Genomic DNA, 24,851 nt, shown 5'->3' with positions numbered 1-24,851 from the left:
TTAGAAAACACAAGTTCCATAAGAGATTTTTCTACATCTAATGTATTCTCAATTTAATAGATAGTGTATTTTCAAAATAAGTAATTGTGTATTTTCAAAGTGTAGTATAGTGTATTTTCAAAATTAGTGTTATATTTGTAATTGTAAAACACATAAAATGAGTGCAATTAGAAGGATAAAAGCTGAAATGGATATTTATAAGACTAAGTATCCAATTTTGGCATTAACAGGGCCAAGGCAATCTGGTAAAACTACTTTTTTGAAAACACAGTTTTCCGATTATCAGTATGTCAATTTAGAGAATATAGACAATAGAAATTTTGCTTTAGACGATCCAAACGGCTTTTTGAAGCAATACGGCAACTATGTCATTTTTGACGAAGTACAACGTGTTCCACATTTATTTTCGTATTTGCAAACCAAAGTTGATGAGGACAAAATTATGGGACAATATATTTTGTCTGGTTCTCAAAATTTTCATTTGATGCAGAATATTACTCAAAGTTTAGCAGGAAGAGTGGCCATATTCAAGCTATTTCCTTTTGATATTGATGAAATGAAGGCTGCGGATTGGTTGAATGATGATTATGCAGTTACGCTTCAAAGGGGTTGTTATCCCGCTATTTATGATAGAAATATCCTTTCTAAAGTTTTTTATTCCAATTACATTCAAACCTATGTAGAACGCGATTTGTCGGAACTCATTCTTGTTAAAGATTTAAAGCAATTTCGCAATTTTATTTCACTTTGTGCTGCACGGGCGGGACAATTATTGAATTTAAACTCCTTGGCTAACGAGTGTGGAATTTCGCAACCTACAGCAAAATCCTGGATTTCGGTTTTAGAAAATAGTTATATTGTGTATCAATTGCAACCCTACTTTTCTAACTTTAATAAACGAGTTACAAAGAGTTCGAAATTGTATTTTTATGACACAGGATTATTGTGTTTTTTATTAAAAATAACCGAGGCGGATAGTGTGAAATTAAGTTCGCTAAAAGGAAACTTGTTTGAAAATTTTATCGTTTCGGAATATGTAAAAAAAAACTACCACAATAATTTGCTTCGAGATTTATGGTTTTGGAGAGATGCTGTCGGGCACGAAGTAGATTTAATATGGCAGGAAACTGAACGGTTAAATTTAGTCGAAATCAAAGCGTCAGAAACGATTATGTCGGATATGTTTAAGGGGTTGACCTATTTCGAAAAATTAAAGCCTGATTTAATTGAAAGCAAAACGCTTGTTCATACGGGTTTGTTTGATCAAAATAGAACTTTAGGAAAAGTGACCAGTTGGGCGGCTATAAGTTTGTAGTGCTTTATTTTTTTATAGGTTTAAAAAAAAGCCCTTTCAATCCAATGGCATAGGACTAAAAGGGCAAACTATTAAAAAAAATTATTGAATATTAATTTCAAATGGCAGCATCGCCTGGATTCCTTTACGAGTTTGAACTCTTTTGATTTGTTCCATCAATCGAAAGGTTTCTTCACCCAATTCTTCTTTGATAAACGATTCTTTCGATTGTGCAAAAGGCAAACTTTTGAAAATGTCGTTTATATCTTTTTCGTATTCCGGAAAGTTTTGAGTGCTGTATTTTTTGGTTTTGGATAGGCTCGCTGCTTCTTTTATGGCGGCGTCCAAACCACCAATTTTATCCACAAGCCCTATTTTCAAAGCTTGAGAACCCGACCAAACTCGCCCCTGACCAATAGAATCGACTTGGGCAACAGTCATCCGTCTTCCTTGAGCAACGTGGGATATAAATGTTTTGTACACGTTCTCTACACCTTCTTGTGTCACGGATTTGAATTTTTCATCCATTGGTACAAAAGGGCTGTACTCCGCAGCGTTTTCGTTGGTTTTGACTTGTTCGGTATGAATGCCAATTTTTGTGGCCAAGGGCGTGAAATTGGGCAAAACCCCAAAAACCCCAATGGAACCCGTAATGGTATTATTTTCGGCAAAAATTTTGTGGGCATTACAAGCGATATAATAACCGCCGGAAGCGGCATAATTCCCCATAGAAACCACTACGGGTTTTACTTTTTTAGTCAATTCGATTTCACGCCAAATCAAATCCGAGGTCAAGGCACTTCCGCCTGGACTGTCTATGCGAAGCACAATCGCTTTTACATTTTTGTCTTTTCTGGCCTCGATTAATGAGCGATTCATCGAGCCTTCTCCAATGGTATTGATGTCGCCTTCACCTCCTGTAATTTCGCCTTGAGCGTAAATAATGGCAATTTTATCTTGGGCATCAGAGATTTCGGCGGTTGTCGCTACTTTTTGAGCATATTCTACAATGCTTACTTTGTTGTAATCTTCGTCTTTGTCCACTTTCAATATTTTTCGAATAGCATTGTGGTATTCGTCTTCGTAAGCAATCACATCGACGAGTTTTTCGGCTTTTGCCATTTCGGGAGTTCTGGCTAGTAAGTTGTTTGCAATTTCGTTTAATTTGGCCACTGAAATATTTCTGCTTTTCGAAATGTCTTCTAAAACTGAACTCCAAACTGAATTCAACAACGACAACGTCTGTTCTCTGTTGGCATCACTCATTTTATTCTCTAAAAAGGGTTCGACGGCGCTTTTGTATTTTCCGTGTCGAATCACTTCCATTTTAATACCTGATTTTTCTTGTAAATCTTTGAAAAACATCAATTCTGCCGATAAACCTTTGAAATCGAAATCGCCTACAGGATTGATATAAATAGTGTTGGCAACCGAATTCAAGTAATACTCGTTTTGCGAATACGCATTGGCGTAGGCCATCACAAATTTTCCCGATTTTTTGAAGTCTTCCAAGGCGCTTCGCAAGGCTTTTCTTTGGGCCATTCCCAATTCGGAATCACCATTCAAAATGGATATTCCTTTGATATCATTGTCTGTTTTTGCATTTTCAATCGCATTGAGAATATCTGATAGTCCTACTTTTTCACCATCGGCTAAAATGGCGACCCAAGGATCTTTGTATTTTCCTGCATAGTCATCGGTGATATCGTTTAATTTTAATTCAATTACCGAATCGCTTTTTACCGCTATTTCTTCCGATTCCCCTCCGAAAACGGCTGCAATAAGCACAATGCCAAAAAAGAATAGCATCAAAAAAACAAATAAACCAACGATGGTGGCCAAAACATTTCCTAAAAATCTCATAATAATATTTTTTTAATAAGTAGTCAAAAGTGTTGCTATGTTACACTTATTTTATGAAAAATTTGCAAAAAATAGTTATCAACACGCAGGCAAATATAGTTTAATTCTAAAATTGTTTTAGTTAATTTGTGCGTATTATGAAATCACAAAATCAAGTCATTTTATCCCTCGGAACCAATCAAGGCAATCGCCTTCGAAATATAGAAAATTGCATTCAATTGATTCATCAGGAAGTGGGGACGGTAATCAAAATTTCAAAGTTGTACGAGTCGCCGTCTTGGGGTTTTGAGAGCGATGCATTTTACAATTGTGCCTTGGTTTTGCATACTTTTTTACCTGCAGATGCTGTTTTATCAAAAATTTTGGAAATCGAAAACCAATTGGGGCGCATCAGAACTAGCTCGTCAGAATACCAATCCCGTTCTATCGATGTTGATTTGATTGCTTTCAACGAGGAGATTATTGACAGCGAAAATCTTCAGGTGCCTCATCCGTTGATGCAAAACAGGAATTTTGTTTTGATGCCAATACTGGACTTGAACTTAAACTGGATTCATCCCATTTTTCATAAAAAAGTTGCCGAGTTGATCGAAATTTCACCGGATAAAAGTGTATGCACAATAGTTCATGACCTCGAAAACCCTTTGGATTCGATTCCGCTGGAGCAGTTCAATTATATTGCTTTTGAAGGGAATATTGGAGCAGGAAAAACAACTTTGGCTACGAAAATTGCCGAGGACTTTAACGCTAAAACAGTTTTGGAACGCTTTGCCGACAATCCGTTTCTGCCTAAATTTTACGAAGATCAAAATCGCTACGCTTTTCCGCTTGAAATGTCCTTCCTTGCCGACAGGTACAAACAATTGTCGGATGATTTAGCACAGTTCGATTTGTTCAGCGATTTTATTGTGGCCGATTATCATATTTTTAAATCCTTGATTTTTGCCAAAATTACCTTGGCAGAAGATGAATATCGATTGTATCGCACCCTTTTTGATATCGTGTACAGGGAAATGCCAAAACCAGATTTGTACGTGTATTTATATCAAAATACAGAGCGATTGTTGGCCAATATTAAAAAGCGAGGCAGGGATTACGAACAAAATATTCCAGCGGATTATTTAGACAAAATTAATTCGGGTTATTTGGATTACATCAAATCTCAAACCAATTTAAATGTGCTAATTATTGATGTTTCAGATCGAGATTTTGTAAAAAACCAAGAAGATTACCTTTATATTTTGTCCGAAATTCAACAGAAAATCAGCTTACTTTCTTAATTCTAATTTCTCGGCAAAATAATCGCAAAAATCTTGCATCGTCGCCGACATTTTTTCGTCTCCGGTAGCTTTTTGAAAGGTTTCGGTCATCGAAAGTAAGGTTTGGTGAAAGAAAATTTTCATTTCATCGACAGACATATCTTTGGTCCATAATTCGATACATTTTGTGGTTTTTTCGTCGCTGTTCCAAACGGAAAGTATGAATGCTTTGGCCTGCTCTAATTCGACACCACCTTCGACTGCGGCCCAAGATAATTTTTCGGGAATTCGGTTTTCGTCTAATTCAATGTTTATTTTAATCTCGGAGGTGTTGTTATTCGCCATTTTTTTTGGGTTTATATTTAGATTGTTCAAATAATTCTTTCGCATTCATTTGTAGCATTTTTTCGAGGGGTACAGCCTCATTATTTTTCATAAAAGAGCGTACCATTTGCCAGCCGATCCAAGCGCCAACTCTCCCGGGAGATTCATTGTCGATTTCGAGATAAAATTTCGAAAATGGGGCGGAGTTGATGAATCGATTCCCTAATTTTTGATCGTCGCTGTAGAGCAATTCGTTTTCTAGAAAGTAGCGCCACATATAGCCTTCGTTTTCTACGCACCACTTATTTTGTTCTACGGTATAACCCATTTTGTCGGCATCGGTATAATCGGGGAGTAGGAGGTCTTTTAGGTACAATTGTTTCCCATAATACACCATTTGGCTCAATAACGAGCTGTCCTGAGGCGGAGCGATTTTATGTGTCGAAAAACTCGAAACTACATCTGGCATCATTTGTTTTTGCTCGAAATTCTGTTTCAAATAGTTGGGAAATTGATAAAATTTATGTTCTTTTCCTAAGTATAATTCTAGGGCAATAATCAGCAAACTATCCGTATAAATCACTTTATTGTTGTAATCCATTTCGGCGATAACTGTGATGACTTTTGGTGTTTTAGTTTCCGGGAAATAATATTTTAGGTGTTTGAAAAGAATGTTCAGGTCTTTTTTGACGGGTTCGAAATTGGAATATTTTTTTTGCACTTCTGTGTATAGTTCTCGCCACAGTGGATTTTGCATTTTTTCTAACCAAATGCTGTCTGGTGTTTCTTTTGCAAAGAAATAGGGAAAATCTTTTTTTAGTTTGTTTAAATTGGTGGGAGGAGTTTCAAAAAAAGCTTGGTCAAAGCGCTCCACTTTGATTTCGACGGGAATTTTTTCGACCGCTTTTTCCACTTTTGTTTTCTTGTCGCAAGAAGCAAAAGCAATTAGTATGGTAAGTAGTAAAAGGATTTTTTTCATTTTGTTTGTGTTAGCCCTGATAAAAGTGGAAATCCTTGTGAAAATAAATGCTAATTTTTCTTGCAAAAAATGAGCGACCACTGGAAGCTTATTTTTTGTTTAGAAAAATAGTTTTTATTGAATAAGATTGCAACGGATAGCAGGAATAGCTCCTAAAAATTATTATTTTTGCAAATATACAATACCTACCATTTAAAAACCGTATCAATTATGTCTAAAAAAAGCACTATTCAGGTCGAAAAAGTAAATGCACACATTGTCAATTGGTTAAAAACCTATGCTGAAAACGCAAAAGTTAATGGATTTGTTGTGGGGATTTCGGGAGGAGTCGATTCGGCGGTTACTTCTACGCTGTGCGCGCAAACTGGTTTGCCTACTTTGTGTGTGGAAATGCCGATTCATCAAGCGCCTAGCCAAGTAAATCGCGGTCGGGAGCATATCGAACAATTGATGACAAGATTTTCGAATGTGACTACTATTGAGGCTGATTTGACCGCTGTTTTTGAAAATTTCAAATCTATTGTTCCAACTGTGCCTGATTTAGACAAAGTGAATTTATCTTTAGCCAATACTCGTGCGCGTTTGCGAATGACTACTTTGTATTATTTTGCTGGAATTCACGGGTTGTTAGTAGCTGGAACTGGGAATAAAGTAGAGGATTTTGGTGTTGGTTTTTACACTAAATACGGCGATGGTGGAGTGGATTTGAGTCCAATTGCGGATTTAATGAAGTCGGATGTGTATGCTTTGGGGGAATATTTGCAAATTCCCGCCTCAATTTTACAGGCTTCGCCGACGGATGGATTATTTGGTGATGATCGAACCGACGAGGATCAATTGGGAGCGAGTTATGACGAGTTGGAATGGGCAATGCTGGAGGAAGAGCAAGGAAAATCCGCTGATGATTTTGCTGGACGGGAGAAAATAGTCTTCGAAATTTATAAGAAATTGAATGCCAGCAATCAGCATAAAATGCGTGAAATTCCTGTTTGTTTCGTTTCAAATGATATTAAGTAGTATTTTCCTAATATTTTTTATGAAGTTTAAAGTTTTTTATTTAACTTTACGTATTCGTAAGTACAAACATTTCTAAAAAATTTTAAATTATGATCAAAGTTTGTTTAGCCAATAACCACCCCGTAGTGCATTTCGGTGTAAAATCGTATTTCAAAGATCACGATTCCATCTCGATTGTAGCCAATGTTGGAAATTTTTTAATGGTAAGAGACATCCTCCTGACTAAGGAGATTGATGTATTGATCTTGGATCTGGAATTAGAAGGTCTTTCAAGTATTTTTGAAGTTAAAAATATTTTGAAAAATTTTCCAAAGACAAAAATCATCATTTTTAGCGACCTTTCGGAACAAATATATGCTCCAAACGCCATAAAAGCTGGAGTTGCAGGTTTTGTTTCTCAGAAAGAAAAACTAGAAACTTTAGGACAAGCTATTATTAAAGTGAATCAAGGTAAGATTATCATTGATGAAACTGTTAAGAAAAACCTTGCTCTTATCGCCAAGCAAAACAAAAGTGAGCGTTTGTATCGCAAACTTTCGAATCGCGAAGTCGAAGTTTTACGCTATTTGAGTGATGGTAAGAAAAACAATGAGATTTCTAAAATCTTGAGTCTTAACGAAAAAACCATTAGTACCTATAAACTCAGATTATTGCAGAAATTGAATGTTACTAATTTAGTAGATTTGGTAAACAAAGCCAAAACTCTAGAAATAGTTTAGTTATAGCGAGACATTACTCTTCCCAATTTTTTCGAAAAGGAATTGATGAGTTTGGAGTAATCCATCACCGTCGATAAAAGCTCAATGTTATCAGAATTTGATTCTGATGATATTGAGTTTTTTAATTCTTCTATGATTCTATCCACTAAATACCATCTTAAAGTTAGAATAGTTTCCGATACATATTGGCCAATGGTTTGGTCCTTGGTTTTTGGGAAAATATTTTGTCCTTCCCAGTTGTGCAATACAACTCTTTCGTCGGCCATGACAATATCGGTTACTTCCTGAGCAAAATCGGGATGCAAATGCATTAAATAGTGTTCGACACTAAACGTTTCATTTTGATTTAGGAAATCAATTAGGTTGTTGTAAATAGCTCTGAATAAAGGATTGGCAAGTTCTACCTCGTCCTCTTGTAAGCTTAAATATATTCGTTGAAATACTTTATAGGCTCTTTTTTCAGTAAATTCTCTTATTTCGCCCTCTTCGTCGGTTTTCAAAAGGACATCTTCAAATTCTTGGGTGCTATTTCCGTATAACAACAGAATTTCGATAATTTTTCGTTCCAAGCCATAAAGAATATCGATTTTTTGCACCTGAATTGGCGATTCATTTTTGACAACTTCAAAAGCTTTTTGCTCTTGTTTTTGCTTTTTTCCTAGTTCAGAAATGTCTTTTTGAACCAATTGCGCCAATGTACTCACCAAAACTTGCTCCGAAATGTCCATAATGCGAGCACATTCCTGAACATAAATTTCTCTTTGAATCCGGTCTGGAATTTTAGAAATACTCACCACCATATCCCGAATTAAATCGGCTTTTTTGATGGGGTCGTTTTTGGCATCATTCATCAATAGTGAGGCTTTGAACTGAATGAAATCTTTAGCATTTTCGTCTAAATACTTGACCAATTCCTCGTAAGGCGTCTTCTTTGCAAAACTATCGGGGTCTTCGCCATCGGGAAAAGCACAAACTTTTACGTTCATTCCTTCTTCGAGAATCAGGTCGATTCCTCTGATAGATGCGCGTAATCCTGCAGCATCGCCGTCAAAAAGGACAGTAATATTTTTGGTTAATCTGTTGATTAAACGAATTTGGTCGGGTGTCAAAGCCGTTCCTGACGAGGCTACTACATTTTCTATTCCCGCTTGATTGAACTGAATGACATCGGTGTATCCTTCGACCAGATAGCAGTTATTTTCTTTGGCAATGGCTTGTTTGGCTTGGAAAATTCCATACAAGACTTTGCTTTTGTGGTAAATTTCACTTTCGGGCGAATTGAGGTATTTGGCGGCTTTTTTGTCATTCGCTAAAATTCTTCCGCCGAAACCCAAAATCCTTCCCGACATACTCTGAATAGGAAACATTACTCTGCCTTTGAAACGGTCGAATGGTCGGTCATCCCGAGGGATAGTCAGTCCGGTGCTTTCCAGAAATTCTAATTTATAGCCTTTGCCCAAAGCCTCTTTGGTAAATGCATCCCAAGTTTCGGGCGAGTATCCAAGCGCAAATTTCTTTATGGTTTCGCCTGTAAAACCTCTTTCTTTGAAATAGGAGAGGCCAATAGCTTTGCCTTCTTCTGAATGCAAAAGGGTGTTGTGAAAATAATCTTTGGCAAATTCCGAAACCAAATACATACTTTCGCGAACATCAGTATTGGCTTTTTCCTCGTCCGTTTGTTCGGTTTCTTCGATTTCGATATTGTATTTTTTTGCCAAATATCGAATGGCTTCCGGATAAGTAAAATGGGAATGTTCCATCAAGAACGCCACAGAATTCCCACCTTTTCCTGAGCTAAAATCTTTCCAAATGCCTTTGGCAGGTGAGACCATAAACGATGGGGAGCGCTCGTCCGAGAAGGGACTCAAGCCTTTGAAGTTGCTTCCGGCACGTTTTAATTGTACAAAATCGCCAATGACTTCTTCAACTCGAGCAGTTTCGAAAACAGAATCTATGGTGGTTTTTGAAATCAATTTATTTACTGTTGAAATTGGAAAGTTTCAAAGATACAAGTTTTGCAGGAAAAAAAACGCTGCACGCGGTTTAAAACCCGTACAGCGTTTAGAAAAAAAACTAATCAAAAATTTTAATTGAAGTCGAAGCGCAATCCCAATGAAATATTGTTTTGATCGACTGGATTATTTTCGAACAATGGATTCAAATCATATTTCAAATACAAACTCGTCGCTCTGTATCCAAGGTAAGTGCTCACTCCATAAATAAAATCATTGGCGTTGAAATCACCTTTGGTTTTTATTCTTACCTTATCATCGTCAACGCTGTAGAATAATTTTTGTTTCGACTTTATTCGAAAACCACCGTAACCGCCAATTCCGAATCGCACCCCTTTATGCGTGTTGAAATGACTACTGCCTTGGTTCGATTTGTTCTTGGAAAAATCAAATTCTAAATGAAGTGGAGCGACCAAATACACATTTTTGAAACGGGAATCAGCTAAATCGTATGGGAAAACTTCTAGATTGGTTTGGCTATTTAGACTTGGAACGAAGTATCGATTGTCTGTCGGGCAAAGGTTATTGTACATTACCGAAAAGCCATATTTCAAGTGCAGTAAATTATCGTATTTGAAGATTCTTGTATTATTTGTAAAGCCCCATTCGAAGAAATGCGATTGCCAATAATAAAAATCGGAGTTGGCAACGGCTTTGTTCGTGACAAGATTATTGGCGCCGAAAGCTAGCACAAATTGCGAAGTGGTTCTTTTTTCGTGTCTTTTAAAGTTGTCTTTCGTTAATTTTGCAGGAATAACTATGGTATAGGTTTGAGTGGAATCGGTTGCTTTTATTTTGCCTTCGACTTTTTGTTGCACAAGATTGTTTAGTTTTTCTTGTTCGATAGCCACTCTAGTTTCAATGTTTTTGGCTCTTGACTCTGCTAGATTTTGTTTTTCTTTGTCGGCTTCTTCTTTGCTGATTTGACCTTTTTCTAATTTTGCATCAACAGCTTCAACTTCCAGTTTTAAAGCTGCTTTTTCTTCTTTTGTAATGTTTTCAATTTTAGTGGCGATGGATTTTACTTGAGATTCAAAGGGTTTTTGCGAGTGTTCGCCTTTGTTTTTCGTGTCTTGGCCTTGCGCATTGCAGGCAAAAAGTAAAATAAATGCTGTTAGGTAAAAGATAATTTTTGTCATAATGTAAAGATTTTAATTGTTCGATTTTTGATTGCTTCGCCAGTTCGCTTTGGCTCGGGTGATGATGATTATTGATTGTTTCTGTTGGCCAAAGCTTCTTTGGCTTCTTTGTATTTTTTGGTTATGGTATTTAATGCCTTTTCTCGGAATGAAACTTGTAATTCACCGTCAACTTGATTGAGGAGAGCGGTCGAATTTATTTTGATAGAAGACTTATTTGTTTCTGGATTTGGTTTTTCTACTGAGGCCAATAAAGAATCTATATTTGTCGAAAGGCTATTTTTATTTGCAACACTAGTTTCATTTTGGTTGCTCGGTTGTGATAATACAACAATTTCGTCTTGCGTTTTGATAATCTGAGTAGCAATATTGGTTTCTTTACTTTTTGCTATTTGAACTAAGGGTTTTTCATTCTGCTTCGAAATGGTTTTAGAATGTTTTAGTTGTTTTGTAGGAGAGGTATTTTCGATTTCCTCTTTTTCATTTAGGCTTTGGTTTTCAATTACAACAGTGTTTTTTTGATTTTCGATTAAGGTTTCCTTCGGGTTAATAATCAAATTGCCAATGAAACAAATTCCCAAAATACTTGCTGCAACGTACAGCCAAATGAATTTGCGTTTAGGTTTTTGAATAGTCTGTTCGCCATCACTGAAGTCTGCAGCTGATAGCAACGAATCCAACTTGTCCCAAGCCATTTCTGTTGGTTTGATTTCACGGGAATTCAATTTTTCTTTGAATTGTGTTTCTAATTTATGCTGTTCCATTGCTGTAATTTTTTAGCGTCAGTATTTGCTCTTTTAATAATTTGCGAGCGTGTGACAATTGCGATTTCGAGGTTCCTTCGTTAATTCCCAACATATTCGAGATTTCCTTGTGTTTGTATCCTTCTATGGCGTATAAATTGAAAATTATTTTATAACCATCGGGTAAACTGTCAATTAAAAACTGAATATCGTCGACTGAAAATTGACTTTCGATGTTGTTGAAGCTTTCTTCTAGATAATGTTCCTCATCCAGAAAATTAAGCTTTTTTTGAACCCTAATATGCGAAATGCATTCGTTGATCATAATTCGTCTGATCCAACCTTCGAAGCTTCCCTTGTTTTCAAAATTTTTCAAATGCGAAAACACTTTCATAAAAGCGGTAATCATAACGTCTTCGGCTTGATGTAAATCTTTTATATATTGCCGGCAAACACTTAACATTTTCGGAGAAAATTTGGCATAAATCTTTTGTTGGGCCGAGCGATTATTCTCGATGGCCAAACGAATGATTTCATTTTCTTCTTGGTTAAACTGAATTACTTTCAATTTTGTTTATTAAAGTGTTTCTATAAGTAAGACGAGTTGGATGGCAAAAAGGTTGCATCAACAATCAAAAAAAATGGATAAAAATTGAAAACCTTACTAAAATCAAGGTTTGAGAAGGTATTTTTTTAGTGCAAAAAATTATTTTTTTCTTTCGATAACGTAATTTACCATCAAAATCAGGGCGTCTTTGAATTCGGATTTAGGGTAATTATCTAAAAGTTGTAAGGCTTCTTGCTGGAATTGCGCCATTTTTTGTTCGGCATACACCAAGCCATTATTGTCTTTTACGAAAGCAATTACTTCTTTTACACGTTTTTTGTCTTTGTTATGATTTTTTATTGAATTGATAAGCCAAGACTTTTCTTTGGGAGTGCAATTATTTAAAACGTGAATCAGCGGCAAAGTCATTTTTTGTTCCTTGATGTCAATTCCTGTTGGTTTGCCAATGGCATCATCGGTATAATCGAACAAATCATCTTTGATTTGAAATGCCATGCCGATGAGTGTGCCAAAATTTCGCATATTTTCGACCTGAACTTCATCCTCAATCACTGATTTGGCCCCCAAAGCACAACAAGCGGCTATTAAAGTCGCTGTTTTTTTTCGGATAATTTCGTAGTACACCTCTTCAGATATGTCAAGTCTTCGAGCTTTTTCTATTTGCAATAGTTCGCCTTCACTCATTTCGCGAACCGCCACCGAAATGATTCTCAGTAAATCGAAATCGCCGTAGTCGATAGACAAAAGCAAACCTTTTGAAAGGAGGTAATCACCTACAAGTACGGCAATTTTGTTTTTCCAAAGGGCATTGATCGAGAAAAAACCTCTCCGCCGATTACTATCATCGACTACATCATCGTGAACTAAAGTGGCAGTGTGAATCAATTCGATGACTGAGGCGCCGCGGTAGGTTCTTTCGTTTACGATTCCGGCAGAAACCATTTTGGCAGTCAAAAAAACAAACATCGGTCGCATTTGTTTACCTTTTCGATTGACGATGTAATAGGTGATTCTGTTGAGCAAAGCCACTTTTGAAGACATCGATTCGTAGAACTTTTTTTCGAAAAGTTCCATTTCTTTAAAAATAGGCTGCTTTATTTGAGAGGTAATGTTCATTTAGGTTTCAAATATACTATTTTCGATTAAAACAACGTTATCTAAAGAATGTAAATGAGGGTGATTGTTATTCTATATTTATTTTCTTGAGGCCTTTTTTACACTTTTTATGTTCAACAGTTTCGTTTCTTCAAGAATCGACTTGTTGCATATTTCTGACTAAATATTGTAAATAGTAGTAAAAGGGTGCTGTTCATCGATTTGAGAAAAGCGTTTTGTTTAAGAATCATTTATTTGCGTAAATTTATTGGCCCCAATTAAACCTTTTATTAATTTTTCTATCAAAAAGTAAAACCTTAAAAAAAATTTATTATGAAAACAAAAATTTTTGCATTTATTACAATGCTTTCTATTGCATTTTTTATTGGATGTAATAATGAACCAGTTAACGAGGCTGCGCCAGTCAGCACCATTACTGTTGATGAAACTCTCGTAAATACGGATATCGACGCTAGCGTTGACGATGTTGCGATTATTGCTGAGGATCAGTTTGATACTCAAAAAAGTTTAGGATTCAAGACAAGCGAACCTTTTAAAAGTATTTTGCCTGCCTGTGCAACTGTAACTTCTGTGTTGACCAATGATACTTACACAAGAACAATTGATTTTGGAACTCAGGGCTGTGCCTTACCAAATGGAAATGTTGTTAAAGGTAAAATTATTATCAGTTTTTCTAAAAATTTTGCTACTCCAATACGAACAATTTCTTATAAATTAGAAGGTTTTTATCACAACGGTAATCTAATTGAAGGAAGTAAAACCCTTACGCACGAACTTAAAACTTCGGACATTTTAAACACAATTCATCCAGTTACGACGCATTCTATTGATATAAAAATTACTTTTCCTGATGGCAAAATTTATACCAGAACAGGAACAAGAGTTCGAGAAATGGTCGAAGGATTTACCTCTATTACTAATTGGGAAGATAATGTTTTCAAAGCTTGGGGCTATGATATTACTACATTTCCTAATGGTTCAAAATACACACGTACAGTGCAAAAAACAAGCCCTCTTTTAGTAAAAATGAGTTGCAGAATGCCTTTTCCAGTATCTGGCGTCGTAGAAATTTTGAAAAATGATCTAAAAGCAACTCTTGATTATGGAAATGGAGAATGTGACGATTTAGCAACAATGACAGTTAAAGATGTTGTAAAAGAAATTCATCTTAAAAAATAAGACAATAATAATAGTGTTTAAGAACGTCCCGATGAAATTTGGGGCGTTTTTTATGCTTCTTTATTGGCCAATTGCCCGCAGGCTGCATCAATGTCTTTGCCGCGACTTCTGCGTACTTTTACTATAATTCCCGTAGCCTCAAGTGCTTTGATGTAGGCATTGATGGATTCTTCTGCAGCTTGTTGAAACTCACCATCATCGATGGGATTGTATTCGATAAGATTGACTTTGCAAGGAAAGTATTTACAGAATTTGACCAAAGCATCGATAGAAGCTTTATCGTCATTAATGCCTTTCCAAACTACATATTCAAATGAAATTTTACTCTTAGTTTTTCGATACCAATATTCCAGGGATTCGCGTAAATCTGCCAATGGAAAACTCTGGCTGAAAGGCATAATCCGCGAACGAATTTCATCAATAGCAGAATGTAGTGAAACAGCTAAATTGAATTTTACTTCATCATCGGCCATTTTTTTGATCATTTTGGGAATCCCAGAAGTCGAAACCGTGATGCGTTTTGGGGACATTCCCAAACCTTCGTCTGAGGTAATCATTTCGATGGCTTTCATCACATTATTGTAATTCATCAAGGGTTCGCCCATTCCCATAAAAACGATATTCGACAACGGATGATTGTAATACAAACGACTTTCTTTATCGATGGCAATAACCTGATCGTAAATTTCGGCAGGTTCCAGATTTCGCATTCTTTTGAGTCTTGCCGTAGCACAAAAATTGCAATCCAAACTACAACCCACTTGACTCGAAACGCAAGCTGTGGTTCGAGTATTAGTTGGAATCAAAACACTTTCTACCACCAAACCATCGTGCAAACGAACTGCATTTTTTACCGTTCCGTCTTCGCTACGTTGCATTTTATCCACTTTGATGTGATTGATGACAAAATGATTTTCGAGCATTTCGCGAGTGGCTTTTGAAACATTGGTCATATCCTCAAAACTGTGAGCGCCTTTGCTCCACAACCATTCATATACTTGGTTGCCGCGAAAAGCTTTATCGCCATTGGCAACAAAAAACGCACGTAATTCTTCTTTGGATACCGCTCGAATGTCTTTTTTTTCCATCATTGTGCAAAGTTAGTGACTATTTTGAATAATATTGAATTTTGATAGGCTTCAAATTATATTTTGTAACTTTGTTTTTGTAAAATAAGTAATTATGGGACTTCCAGAATTAAAACAGAAAATTCAAATGCAAATCGAAGAGGCTGACGAACGTTTGTTGCGTATCGTTTCCTCGGTTTTTGATAATTATTTGAATGAGAAATGCAGTGATGATGCACAGGTAAATTTGATGTCAATAGAAGAAAAAAAAGCGATACACGAGGCTCTTATTCAAGTTGCTAATAAACAGACTATTGCTCACGATTTAGTAATGGAAGAAACAAAAGAAAGGTATTCGAAATATTTCAAAAATGAAGATTGAATGGACTTTATTAGCCAAAATAGATTATTGGAAAAATATTGAATATCTTGAAAACCATTGGTCTGAAAAGGAAGTTTTGAATTTCATTAATGAAATCAATCATTCTCTGAATTTATTAGAAAAAGGGAATGTGATTTTTATAAAATCTGACTATTCGAATGTTTATAAAATGGTGGTAATAAAGCAAATTACTATTTATTATTCCATTGAAAAAGACAGTCTTTTCTTGTTGCGATTTTGGAATAATTACCAAGATTTGAGTAATTTTAAATTAAAATAATGCACTTCATATCCCCAGAATTAGAAAATTATATCGAAAAACATTCCGAGAAAGAGCCCGAATTGTTGGCGGCATTAAACAAGGAAACCTATCAGAAAGTTTTGTTGCCACGAATGTTGAGCGGTCATTTTCAAGGACGCGTTTTGAGTATGTTGTCCAAATTGATTCGTCCAGTAAATATTCTTGAAATCGGTACGTATACAGGTTATTCGGCTTTGTGTTTGTGCGAAGGAATGCAGGAAAACGGAACGCTTCACACGATTGACATCAAGGAAGAATTGGTCGATTTTCAACGAAAACATTTTGATAAATCGCCTTGGGGAAGCCAAATTGTACAACATCTAGGCGAAGCTTTGGATATAATTCCAACATTGGACACGAAATTTGATTTGGTTTTTATCGATGCCGATAAGGAAAATTACATCAACTATTTTGAATTGATTGTGCCCAAAATGAACAAAGGTGGAATCATTCTTTCGGATAATGTACTATGGAGTGGAAAAGTGGTTGAGCCACTGGATCCAAAAGACTTCAGCACCAAAATATTATTAGAATATAACCTTTTGTTGAAAAACGACCCGAGAGTGGAAACCGTTTTATTGCCTATTCGCGATGGATTGACGGTGTCGAGAGTGTTGTAATTTAACCCTGTCAGGGTTTTTGAACCCTGATAGGGTTGAAATTATCCGGCAAAATATTTCTGTTGCGCTGTTCGATATAGTTTGAACATCAAAAAACCCAAAATGGCACCACACAAATATCCTGAAATAATATCCAAAGGATAATGTAATCCCAAGTAAATTCGGCTATAAGCGAACATTAAAGGCCATAAAAAGAGCAGCCAAAAGGAGTTGAAATCTTTCTTAAAAATTAGGTATAAAAACGTGGCAACTCCCATAGAATTAGCGGCGTGACCAGAGAAAAAACTATAAGAAGTTCTGGATTGCACTATTCGAATGAAGGAATTGATTTCGGGATTGTTGCAGGGACGCAATCTTTGAAATCCGTTTTTGAAAACGTTGGCCGTTTGATCGGTAAGAATCACCAAAAGCGTTACGAAAAGCAGTAAAAATAAGGCTTGTTTTATTCCTAATTTCCTGAAAATTATATAAAATAAGAAGAGAAAAAACGGAATCCAAGAAGTTTGTTTGGTGATTATCAACCAAAATCCATCGTAGGTTTCGGAGCCAAGACCATTTAGAAAGATAAATGCTTCTTGGTCTAGAGAAATGATTTTTTCCAACATTATTTTTTGCGTTTTATTGGACCAATAGCGTCTTCAATTTCCTCTTTCTTATGGAGTTCATCTTGTGCTAAATCCGCTTTGACTTTTTCTATGTCGGCTGTACTTGTAAGATTTTCCTCTGTTACACTACTTTTGACATTGTCGATTTCCGTGGAAAAGTTATCTGAAATTCCTTTTAAAGGATTGGAATCGCCAATTAAATTGGTTTTAGCATTATTAATTTCAGAATTGATATTATTGGTCAAGTCGCTCAACATATTTTGGTCGAATCCGTTGGCTTCGGCTCCTTTTTGTATTTCATTTTTGATGTCGTTGGTCGCGTTTTTCAATTGTGCCATTGCTTTGCCCATCGTGCGCGCCATTTCAGGTACTTTATCAGCACCAAAAAGCATTAGAACGATAAACATTATAAAAATTAATTCGCCTCCGCCAATTCCAAACATAATCTATTTTTTAGGTTGCAAAGTTACAAAGATGTCAGGATACAAATTAATGTATTTTGAAATAAATTAACATTAATCAAATTTCGATTTTACTTCTGTTTTTGGCCAAGTATTATTGGTCAGATTGATATCGGCTGTTTCTAATTTTGGATCGATCTGGATGGTTTTGATAATTTTTTCGGTGGCAAAAACTCGTTTGGCTGTTTGGTTGTTTTTTCGCCAAATCTGCGCAGGAAATTTAAAATTTTCTTTAGTATTGTCCTCGTAAACAATCTCACCAATAATCGGCATCAACATTCCACCTGGTTTGTCAAACTCTACTTCGTAAAAGTATTTTGGAGTTTTCATCGTTGCTTTTTCGTTTTCCGAAAAATTTCGGGCAACATAATCGGCAAGAGGTTGGATAGCATCGACCTTAAAAGCTTGTTTTTTATCTGCACTTAATTCAAGATTACTGTCTGAAACCAAGTATAAAAAGGGACCGCTTTCTTTGCCAAAACGTCTTTTATTGATAGTAACATCTTTGAGGTCTTTTGTTGGTGTATCGCTCACATAATATTGTTTCACCTCTTTAATGCCGATGTCTACAAAATCTGTGGTGTAAAACCAGCCTCTGAAAAACCAATCTAAATCTACGGCAGATGCATCTTCCATTGTTCTAAAAAAATCTTCAGGAGTAGGATGTTTGAATTTCCAACGGTTGGCGTATACTTTAAAAGCATAATCAAATAATTCTCTTCCCATGATAGTTTCTCTCAAAATGTTTAGTCCAGTTGCCGGCTTACCGTATGCATTGTTTCCAAAGTCGATTATGCTTTCTGAATTAGACATAATGGGCTCTAAGGATTTTTGTTCAGAGCTCATATAAGGTACAATAGCTTTAGCAGGACCTCGTCTCGAGGGAAAATTAGTTCCTAACTCTTCCTGAGCCATATATTGCATAAAGGTATTGAGACCTTCATCCATCCACGACCATTGACGCTCGTCTGAATTGACAATCATGGGGAAAAAGTTATGTCCCACTTCGTGAATGATTACACCAATCATTCCGTTTTTGATTTGTGTGCTTGTCACTCCATTTTCGTCTGGGCGTCCAAAATTCCAACAAATCATAGGATATTCCATACCTTGATCTTCGGCAGAAACGGATACAGCTTTTGGATAAGGATAGTCGAAAGTGTGTGCAGAATAACTTTTTAGTGTATGAGCAACCATCAATGTGGAAGTTTCACCCCAAAGCGGATTACTTTCTTTTGGATAAACCGATTCGGCCATTACGATTTTTCCGCTCATTTGAACCGCCATAGCATCATAAATGAATTTTCTGGAAGTAGCAATTCCAAAATCCCTGACATTTTTGGCGCTAAATTTCCAAGTTTTTTTCTGGTCTGAAAATCCTTTTTCGGTGATTTCAGCCTCGGCTTGGGTCACAATGACCACTGGTTTGTCGAATGTTTTTTGAGCTAATTCGTAACGTTTTACCTGTTCCGCTGTAAAAACCTCTTTTCTATTCAGCAATTCTCCGGTTGCATTCAAAACGTGGTCAGCGGGAACGGTAATATTGACATCAAAATTACCAAACGGGAGTGTAAATTCTCCACTGCCCCAAAACTGCATATTTTGCCAACCCTCGACATCATTATACACAGCCATTCTTGGGTAGAATTGGGCAATGACATACAGTTTATTGCCGTCTTTTTCGAATAATTCATAACCTGATCGACCGCCGTCTTGTCGATAATTATTGATATTGTACCACCATTTAATCGAAAAAGTTAATTTATCTCCTGTTTTCATTGCAGTTGGCAATTCGATGCGCATCATGGTTTGATTGATAGTAAAAGCCATCTGATTTCCTTTGGAATCCTTGACATATTCGATTTTGAAACCACGGTCTAATTCTTCTTTTAAAAATTTATTGGCAAATTTATTTGGAGTGTAAACAGCCTCAGTTCTTTGGTTTTCAGCAAGGGGCGAAAGCGAATTTTTTGCCGCTTGATTCTGGTCCAATTGCACCCATATGTAATCCAAAATATCGGGAGAATTGTTGTAATACGTCACTGTTTCAACACCACTAAGTCTTGAATTTTTGTCGTCCAACTCAATGTCTATTTTGTAATCGGCTTGCTGCTGATAATATGCCGGACCTGGCGCTCCAGAGGCGGTTCGAAACATATTTGGCGTTGCCAATAAATCATACATTTGGCTGAATTTATTAGTGTCGACTCGACTAGATTCTGTGGCGGTTTTGTCAGCGGGAATAGTTTGAGCTAAGGCAAATAATGGCAAAAGAAATAGTGTAATTATATTTTTCATAGAAGGAGGTTTAGTATAGTTGAAGGATACCTGGTATGTTTATCGATTAGTATTTTATGGATTTAGAAGTGATGGCGTTGGTCAAAAGAAAACTTTTTTTCTCCCCTGAAACAATAACATTGATTCTGTTTTGTTGGTCTGAAAACAACTCAATCAAAATGGTGTTTTCGATATCGAGAGTTTTTATTGGCGAAACATTTTTGACGCTCAGATAGCAGACAATTTCATCGCCTTCAATTTCTTGGCTCAAAAAATTCATTGGTTTGAGCTGATTGTTTACTTTAATAACAAAATGGCTAGCCACATATTCCTTGAGTAAGTTTACATCTTCGGGCTCTTGTTTTTCTTCTCCTAAAGACATTTTTTTGTTGTATTTTTTGGCAAGTCCTTTGTTGATGTCCTCGATGTGAATTCTAGCCGTAATTTGCAACATTTTCTTTTCTTGCGCATATTCAATTTGATAGAGCGCCATATGATATTTATGAACACGGGCTGCGGTTAAGCTTAAAAATAGGATGGGTAGGATTATATATAAAATAGGTTTTTTCATTTTTCAAAAATAGTAAAACTTATGAGATAATAGTTTTTAGGGTAAAAAAAAGGGAAATAACTTTGGAATCACTATTCTTCGGTGCGAATTTTATTGAATTGTAGGGCCAAAGGAACAATTAAAAACTCAATTTTGGTTTTGTTTTTAGTTTTTAATGCTTCGGCAAATCCATTATTTTCAATGCAATAATATTGAAATCCTTTGATATAATCTGCGGGGATTTTCAAGGTTTGGGTAAAATAAGCGTCGTCCGTGTAAAGGGCATTCATAATAGATAACGAACGTAATTTTTTTTCTACCTCTACATCTTTTTTGAGCATTTTGGTTCGTCCTGAAATGGCGTTGAGCAAAGGGTCCAAACCCATTGGATTCAATCGCATCGATGAAGCGGTGGCCAATTTTCTTTCGGCTGGAGTATATTTTTTGATGCCTTTGGGAGAAATTCCCAAGGAAACAGCATTGATTTCAGGATAGTTATTGACTTGTACTTCTTTGAGTTCAGTGGTTTTTGAAATCATTTTGATGATGACAATGTCGGATTTTAAATCGGACTCTTCGATACTTCTTCGGTGGTATTCTAAATTGACAGCGGAAAAAACCAATAAATCATCGGCTTTCGCCAAAATGTAAAACTCACCATTGCTGTCGCTCATACTACTTTTTTCGTTGACCAAATTCATAATATTCACGCCTTCGACACTGCCCGAGGCGACGCTAATTTTTCCGTGGATTAATTTTTCTACACCCGTTTGGCCGTAAGAAAATTGGCATAGTACAAATAATATTAGGAAGTCAAATTTTCGCATTCGCTGATTTTCTCTTTTTTACAATGGTAAAAGTATCTCAATACATTCCAAATTATATATTAAGGACTTCGTAAGAATTTGTTAATTTAAATTTTAGAAAGTCGTGATTCAGTGACTGATTTTATATCTTTATGGCCAATTTATAGGACAAAGATTATGAGTAAAAATGCAATTATCGCCAGTACATCAACGCTGCACGGAGGTGATTATTTAGAGTATTTATTGCCTGAGTTAGGTATTCATTTTAAGAATTGCAAAACCATTCTTTTTATTCCTTTTGCCCGACCTAGTGGCATTACACACGAGGAATATACAAAAAAGGTCGCTGTGGCTTTCGCCAAAATTGGAAAGGAAGTCAATGGAATTCACGAATTTGATGATTATTCTACGGCTATTAAAAATGCTGAAGGTATTTTTACAGGTGGTGGAAATACTTTTTTATTGGTTGCTCAATTGTACGAGAACAAGATTATGAACCTTCTTGCTGAAATGGTACAAAGCGGAATTCCTTATTTAGGAACTAGCGCGGGCAGTAATATTTGTGGCTTGACAATGCAAACCACCAATGATATGCCGATTGTTTATCCGCCAAGTTTTAAAACGTTGGGGTTGATACCTTTCAATTTGAATCCGCATTATTTGGATGCTGATGTGCAATCAAAGCATATGGGGGAAACGCGAGAAACAAGGATTAAGGAGTTTCATTCGTTTAATTCCATTCCAGTTTTAGGATTGCGAGAAGGCAGTTGGTTAGAGGTTAAAGGCGATACCATACTATTAAAAGGGAATTTGTCGGCTCGATTGTTTCTGCAAAATCAAATTCCAGAGGAAATAGTCAGCGGTTCTGATCTGAGTTTGTTGAAATAAAAAACCTCATTCGCAGGGCGGATGAGGTTTTTAGAGCGAAAGACGAGGCTCGAACTCGCGACAACCAGCTTGGAAGGCTGGAGCTCTACCAACTGAGCTACTTTCGCATTACAACGGTGCAAATATAAATAATAAGTTGGCTTGTTTGCAAGTTTTTTTTTGAAAATCTTCCAAAAAAGCATATTTTTTTCATAATCGTTTTAAAACGAATCTTTTATAAATGTATTATTTTTAGAACTTAAATAGGAATCGATATTCTATCTTCGCAGGATTAAAAATCATTTTAGTTTTTAGCGTTCCAAATAGGCAAGACTTATGAAATCTGTATCTACTGACATGTTAATATGGCGCGTTCGAATAGGGCAATTTTTTATTGTTGTACTATTTTTTGCCTTTTTCAGTTGTGAAAAGGAGGTAAAAAAGCAAAAGCCTATTCCAAAACCGATTGTCATTCCGCTCATTCAAGTCCAAGGCAAATCGGTGATGATCGATACTGTGATGCTGAATACGTATAGCAGCAAAAATCTCAAAGAGTTTTATTTGTACACCCGATATCGATCGGTTTGGCAATCTCAAAAAAACAGAAATAGTATCTTGGAAGAACTTTCAAAAGCCGAGGAAGAAGGCTTAAAATCTTCCCATTACAACTACGCTTCATTGATTAAATATGAAAAAAAATATGCCGTTCTAAAGGATAAAGAAAAAGCAAAATACGATGTTTTACTGACGCATAGTTTTCAAAAATTTATTTTGCATTTGACCAGAGGAAGGATGAATCCTAGTTACATGTATAAAAATTGGGATCTGAAACAAAATGAGATTGACATCAATGAAACCCTGGCTCGAATGCTGAAAAGTGATTCCTTAGGCTATAAAATAAAGCAACTGAAACCGAATCACCTTGTTTATAAAAGTTTGAAAAAAGCGTTAGCAATTCTAAACAGCTATCCAGAAGATGATTTCAATCCAATTGCATTCGAGAATAAAATTATACTGAATGATACGAATCCGTCGGTTGTCGATATTAAGAAACGATTGATTTACTGGAAAGAGATGGAAGCTGTAGATAGTCTTTCTATTATTTACGACAGTGAAACGATGGAAGCGGTACAAAAATTTCAGAGTCGTCACGGTTTGGCTGCGGATGGAGTTATTGGAAAAGGAACTGTTGACGCCCTTAATTTTTCGAAAAGACAGCGAAAATCACAGATTTTAGCTAATTTAGAAAGATGGAGATGGTTTCCGAAGGATTTGGGGGATGAATATGTGCTGGTCAATATACCCGATTACAAATTGGTAATAGTCAAAGCGCAAGACACGATGCGAACACATAAAGTTGTCGTAGGTAGGGACAAAAGGCCAACTCCGGTGCTGTCTTCAAAATTGAATAGTGTGCTGCTGAATCCCACTTGGACCGTGCCTCCAACGATTTTGAAAGAAGATGTCATTCCTGCAATTGCTAGAAACAGAAGCTATCTGGCACAAACGAATATGAAAGTATACAATCGGCAGGGACAGCAAGTAAGCGCTAGTAATTGGCAACTTTCGAATGCAAAATCCTATCGCTATGTGCAAAGTCCGGGCTCGTTTAATTCATTGGGAATGGTCAAGTTTACTTTTCCAAATCGGTTTTCGGTATATTTGCATGACACCAATCATCGCGATTTTTTTGCGAAGCAAAAACGGTGCTTGAGTTCTGGCTGTGTGCGAGTGGATAATCCCCTGAAATTAGCGCAATACCTGCTCGATGATCAAGAATCGTGGGATGCCGAAAAAATAGCGAATATTGTTGAAACTCAAAAAACAAAAAACATAAAAATTTCAAAAGAAGTCGCAATTCATATCTTATATTGGACTGCTTGGAGTGAAAATAATCGTTTGATTTTCAGAGAAGACATTTATAATTTGGATGCCGACTTGTACGGAAAATTATGAAAATAGGGGAGAGTTTTTTTCTAAGCTCCTTGAAGGATGGTAAATGAACAAATAAGATTTATTCTTGATGGTATTAACAATTTCAGCGAGCAGTTCTTGTGGAATCGCAGGACAACCTTGACTTCTGCCTAATCTTTTGTTGCATTTTATAAATGAATTGGAGACATAATTTGCTGAATGCATCACTACGCCTCTTGCTCTTGCGTGGTCATTGATTCCTTTTTCAAGCCCATCTAGTTTGAGCGACATGCCGTGTTTTCCTGTGTATACTTCTCCGGTGAGATAGATACCTAAACTACTTTGATACGAACTATTGGAGTTCGAAAAACGGTTCGCAAATTCCTCGCCCGTATTTCTTCCGTGGGCAACTAAAGAATTGTATAAAACGGTATTTGTCTCTAAATCGATTACCCAAAGTCTTTTGGTATTCGACGATAAGCTAAAATCCACGAGGGTTATGATATTTTTCTCGACCAGCCCTTTTTCTTTTAACAAATAAAAACCTTTGAGTGCTTCTCTAAAACTTTCAATATGAGGGATGTCAAACTGATTGGTAGTCAGTTTGTTGTATGTGATTTCTATGTTAGAATCTGAACTTGGATTTAAATCCGTTACAATTGCTTTATTTTCAGACTTCAGGGGTGTGGTGAAATCTTTTTTGTTAGAATATAAAGAAATTAACAGTAATAATGCAGCAGGAAATATCTTATAAATCATTGATAACGTATAGGTTAGACATTTTTGTTT

At 36.1% G+C, this 24,851-nt stretch carries 25 protein-coding genes and 1 tRNA gene; 10 read left to right on the top strand and 16 right to left on the bottom strand.

Annotation, left to right across the window (positions count from 1 at the left end; all coding sequences use genetic code 11):
- Positions 1-157: 157 nt before the first annotated feature.
- Positions 158-1,315 carry an ATP-binding protein gene (locus tag E1750_RS08310; RefSeq protein ID WP_133276328.1) on the top strand — a complete coding sequence of 386 codons (1,158 nt, stop codon included), beginning with the start codon at positions 158-160 and terminating at the stop codon, positions 1,313-1,315.
- An 81-nt stretch (positions 1,316-1,396) separates the two neighbouring features.
- Here the strand turns inward: E1750_RS08310 and sppA are convergent, their stop codons facing one another.
- Positions 1,397-3,157: a signal peptide peptidase SppA gene (sppA, locus tag E1750_RS08305; RefSeq protein ID WP_133276327.1), complete on the bottom strand. Its 1,761-nt coding sequence runs from the start codon at positions 3,155-3,157 to the stop codon at positions 1,397-1,399.
- A gap of 137 nt (positions 3,158-3,294) precedes the next feature.
- Here sppA and folK point away from each other — a divergent pair, with 137 nt between their 5' ends.
- Entirely contained in the window at positions 3,295-4,437 is a 1,143-nt protein-coding gene (gene folK, locus E1750_RS08300; RefSeq protein WP_133276326.1) for a 2-amino-4-hydroxy-6-hydroxymethyldihydropteridine diphosphokinase, read from the top strand.
- On the opposite strand, the gene gldC is transcribed toward folK, so the two are convergent.
- Together gldC and gldB are read right to left on the bottom strand one after the other, a co-directional pair.
- The gene (gldC, locus tag E1750_RS08295; RefSeq protein ID WP_133276325.1) at positions 4,426-4,761 is read right to left on the bottom strand and encodes a gliding motility protein GldC; all 336 of its coding nucleotides are present in this window, start codon (positions 4,759-4,761) and stop codon (positions 4,426-4,428) included. The genes folK and gldC overlap by 12 nt on opposite strands.
- Positions 4,751-5,719 (bottom strand): gliding motility lipoprotein GldB, encoded by a 969-nt coding sequence (gldB, locus tag E1750_RS08290; protein ID WP_133276324.1) that lies wholly within the window; start codon positions 5,717-5,719, stop codon positions 4,751-4,753. Before gldB ends, gldC begins: the two co-directional genes overlap by 11 nt.
- A 210-nt stretch (positions 5,720-5,929) precedes the next feature.
- Here gldB and nadE point away from each other — a divergent pair, with 210 nt between their 5' ends.
- Complete coding sequence (nadE, locus tag E1750_RS08285; RefSeq protein WP_133276323.1) at positions 5,930-6,736, top strand: NAD(+) synthase; 807 nt, start codon at positions 5,930-5,932, stop codon at positions 6,734-6,736.
- 89 nt (positions 6,737-6,825) lie between these two features.
- Complete coding sequence (locus E1750_RS08280; RefSeq protein WP_133276322.1) at positions 6,826-7,455, top strand: response regulator transcription factor; 630 nt, start codon at positions 6,826-6,828, stop codon at positions 7,453-7,455.
- On the opposite strand, the gene dnaG is transcribed toward E1750_RS08280, so the two are convergent.
- The 5 genes from dnaG to E1750_RS08255 form a co-directional block, all read right to left on the bottom strand.
- Positions 7,452-9,428: a DNA primase gene (gene dnaG, locus E1750_RS08275; RefSeq protein WP_133276321.1), complete on the bottom strand. Its 1,977-nt coding sequence runs from the start codon at positions 9,426-9,428 to the stop codon at positions 7,452-7,454. The two genes, E1750_RS08280 and dnaG, sit on opposite strands and share 4 nt — an antisense overlap.
- Before the next feature lie 113 nt (positions 9,429-9,541).
- On the bottom strand, positions 9,542-10,606 hold the full coding sequence (locus E1750_RS08270) for a hypothetical protein (protein ID WP_133276320.1): 1,065 nt from the start codon (positions 10,604-10,606) through the stop codon (positions 9,542-9,544).
- Positions 10,607-10,674: 68 nt separating this feature from the next.
- The gene (locus tag E1750_RS08265; protein ID WP_133276319.1) at positions 10,675-11,370 is read right to left on the bottom strand and encodes a hypothetical protein; all 696 of its coding nucleotides are present in this window, start codon (positions 11,368-11,370) and stop codon (positions 10,675-10,677) included.
- Positions 11,357-11,917, bottom strand: coding sequence for an RNA polymerase sigma factor (locus E1750_RS08260; RefSeq protein WP_133276318.1), 561 nt, complete (start codon positions 11,915-11,917; stop codon positions 11,357-11,359). The genes E1750_RS08265 and E1750_RS08260 overlap by 14 nt, the downstream gene beginning before the upstream one ends.
- Positions 11,918-12,055: 138 nt before the next feature.
- Positions 12,056-13,033 carry a polyprenyl synthetase family protein gene (locus tag E1750_RS08255; RefSeq protein ID WP_133276317.1) on the bottom strand — a complete coding sequence of 326 codons (978 nt, stop codon included), beginning with the start codon at positions 13,031-13,033 and terminating at the stop codon, positions 12,056-12,058.
- Between the two features lie 312 nt (positions 13,034-13,345).
- On the opposite strand from E1750_RS08255, the gene E1750_RS08250 reads away from it, so the two are divergent.
- On the top strand, positions 13,346-14,212 hold the full coding sequence (locus E1750_RS08250) for a hypothetical protein (protein ID WP_133276316.1): 867 nt from the start codon (positions 13,346-13,348) through the stop codon (positions 14,210-14,212).
- Between the two features lie 50 nt (positions 14,213-14,262).
- Here E1750_RS08250 and rlmN read toward each other — a convergent pair whose 3' ends face one another.
- Positions 14,263-15,303: a 23S rRNA (adenine(2503)-C(2))-methyltransferase RlmN gene (rlmN, locus tag E1750_RS08245; protein ID WP_133276315.1), complete on the bottom strand. Its 1,041-nt coding sequence runs from the start codon at positions 15,301-15,303 to the stop codon at positions 14,263-14,265.
- 91 nt (positions 15,304-15,394) lie between these two features.
- On the opposite strand from rlmN, the gene E1750_RS08240 reads away from it, so the two are divergent.
- Genes E1750_RS08240 through E1750_RS08230 form a run of 3 tightly spaced genes read left to right on the top strand, consistent with a single transcriptional unit; the run spans position 15,395 to position 16,582 of the window.
- Positions 15,395-15,661 (top strand): hypothetical protein, encoded by a 267-nt coding sequence (locus E1750_RS08240; protein WP_133276314.1) that lies wholly within the window; start codon positions 15,395-15,397, stop codon positions 15,659-15,661.
- Entirely contained in the window at positions 15,651-15,941 is a 291-nt protein-coding gene (locus tag E1750_RS08235; RefSeq protein WP_133276313.1) for a type II toxin-antitoxin system RelE/ParE family toxin, read from the top strand. Before E1750_RS08240 ends, E1750_RS08235 begins: the two co-directional genes overlap by 11 nt.
- Positions 15,941-16,582 carry an O-methyltransferase gene (locus tag E1750_RS08230; RefSeq protein WP_133276312.1) on the top strand — a complete coding sequence of 214 codons (642 nt, stop codon included), beginning with the start codon at positions 15,941-15,943 and terminating at the stop codon, positions 16,580-16,582. Before E1750_RS08235 ends, E1750_RS08230 begins: the two co-directional genes overlap by 1 nt.
- A 41-nt stretch (positions 16,583-16,623) precedes the next feature.
- Here E1750_RS08230 and E1750_RS08225 read toward each other — a convergent pair whose 3' ends face one another.
- The 5 genes from E1750_RS08225 to E1750_RS08205 form a co-directional block, all read right to left on the bottom strand.
- On the bottom strand, positions 16,624-17,187 hold the full coding sequence (locus E1750_RS08225; RefSeq protein ID WP_133276311.1) for a phosphatase PAP2 family protein: 564 nt from the start codon (positions 17,185-17,187) through the stop codon (positions 16,624-16,626).
- Positions 17,187-17,630, bottom strand: coding sequence for a Sec-independent protein translocase subunit TatA/TatB (locus E1750_RS18010; RefSeq protein WP_133276310.1), 444 nt, complete (start codon positions 17,628-17,630; stop codon positions 17,187-17,189). The genes E1750_RS08225 and E1750_RS18010 overlap by 1 nt, the downstream gene beginning before the upstream one ends.
- A 72-nt stretch (positions 17,631-17,702) precedes the next feature.
- Complete coding sequence (locus E1750_RS08215; protein WP_133276309.1) at positions 17,703-19,946, bottom strand: M1 family metallopeptidase; 2,244 nt, start codon at positions 19,944-19,946, stop codon at positions 17,703-17,705.
- 46 nt (positions 19,947-19,992) lie between these two features.
- A complete protein-coding gene (locus E1750_RS08210) occupies positions 19,993-20,496 on the bottom strand; it encodes a DUF6702 family protein (protein WP_133276308.1) in 504 nt (167 codons plus the stop codon).
- 71 nt (positions 20,497-20,567) lie between these two features.
- Entirely contained in the window at positions 20,568-21,302 is a 735-nt protein-coding gene (locus E1750_RS08205) for a hypothetical protein (protein WP_133276307.1), read from the bottom strand.
- A 156-nt stretch (positions 21,303-21,458) separates the two neighbouring features.
- On the opposite strand from E1750_RS08205, the gene pepE reads away from it, so the two are divergent.
- On the top strand, positions 21,459-22,169 hold the full coding sequence (pepE, locus tag E1750_RS08200) for a dipeptidase PepE (RefSeq protein WP_133276306.1): 711 nt from the start codon (positions 21,459-21,461) through the stop codon (positions 22,167-22,169).
- A gap of 34 nt (positions 22,170-22,203) precedes the next feature.
- Here the strand turns inward: pepE and E1750_RS08195 are convergent.
- Positions 22,204-22,276 (bottom strand) — tRNA-Gly (locus E1750_RS08195).
- Positions 22,277-22,484: 208 nt separating this feature from the next.
- Here E1750_RS08195 and E1750_RS08190 point away from each other — a divergent pair.
- Entirely contained in the window at positions 22,485-24,104 is a 1,620-nt protein-coding gene (locus E1750_RS08190; protein WP_227873984.1) for a L,D-transpeptidase family protein, read from the top strand.
- Here E1750_RS08190 and E1750_RS08185 read toward each other — a convergent pair.
- On the bottom strand, positions 24,099-24,821 hold the full coding sequence (locus tag E1750_RS08185) for a murein L,D-transpeptidase catalytic domain family protein (RefSeq protein ID WP_133276305.1): 723 nt from the start codon (positions 24,819-24,821) through the stop codon (positions 24,099-24,101). The genes E1750_RS08190 and E1750_RS08185 overlap by 6 nt on opposite strands.
- Positions 24,822-24,851 lie beyond the last annotated feature (30 nt).

It is taken from the genome of Flavobacterium nackdongense (assembly GCF_004355225.1).
Lineage (GTDB): Bacteria > Bacteroidota > Bacteroidia > Flavobacteriales > Flavobacteriaceae > Flavobacterium > Flavobacterium nackdongense.
This window is presented reverse-complemented; position numbering and strand designations above follow the sequence as displayed.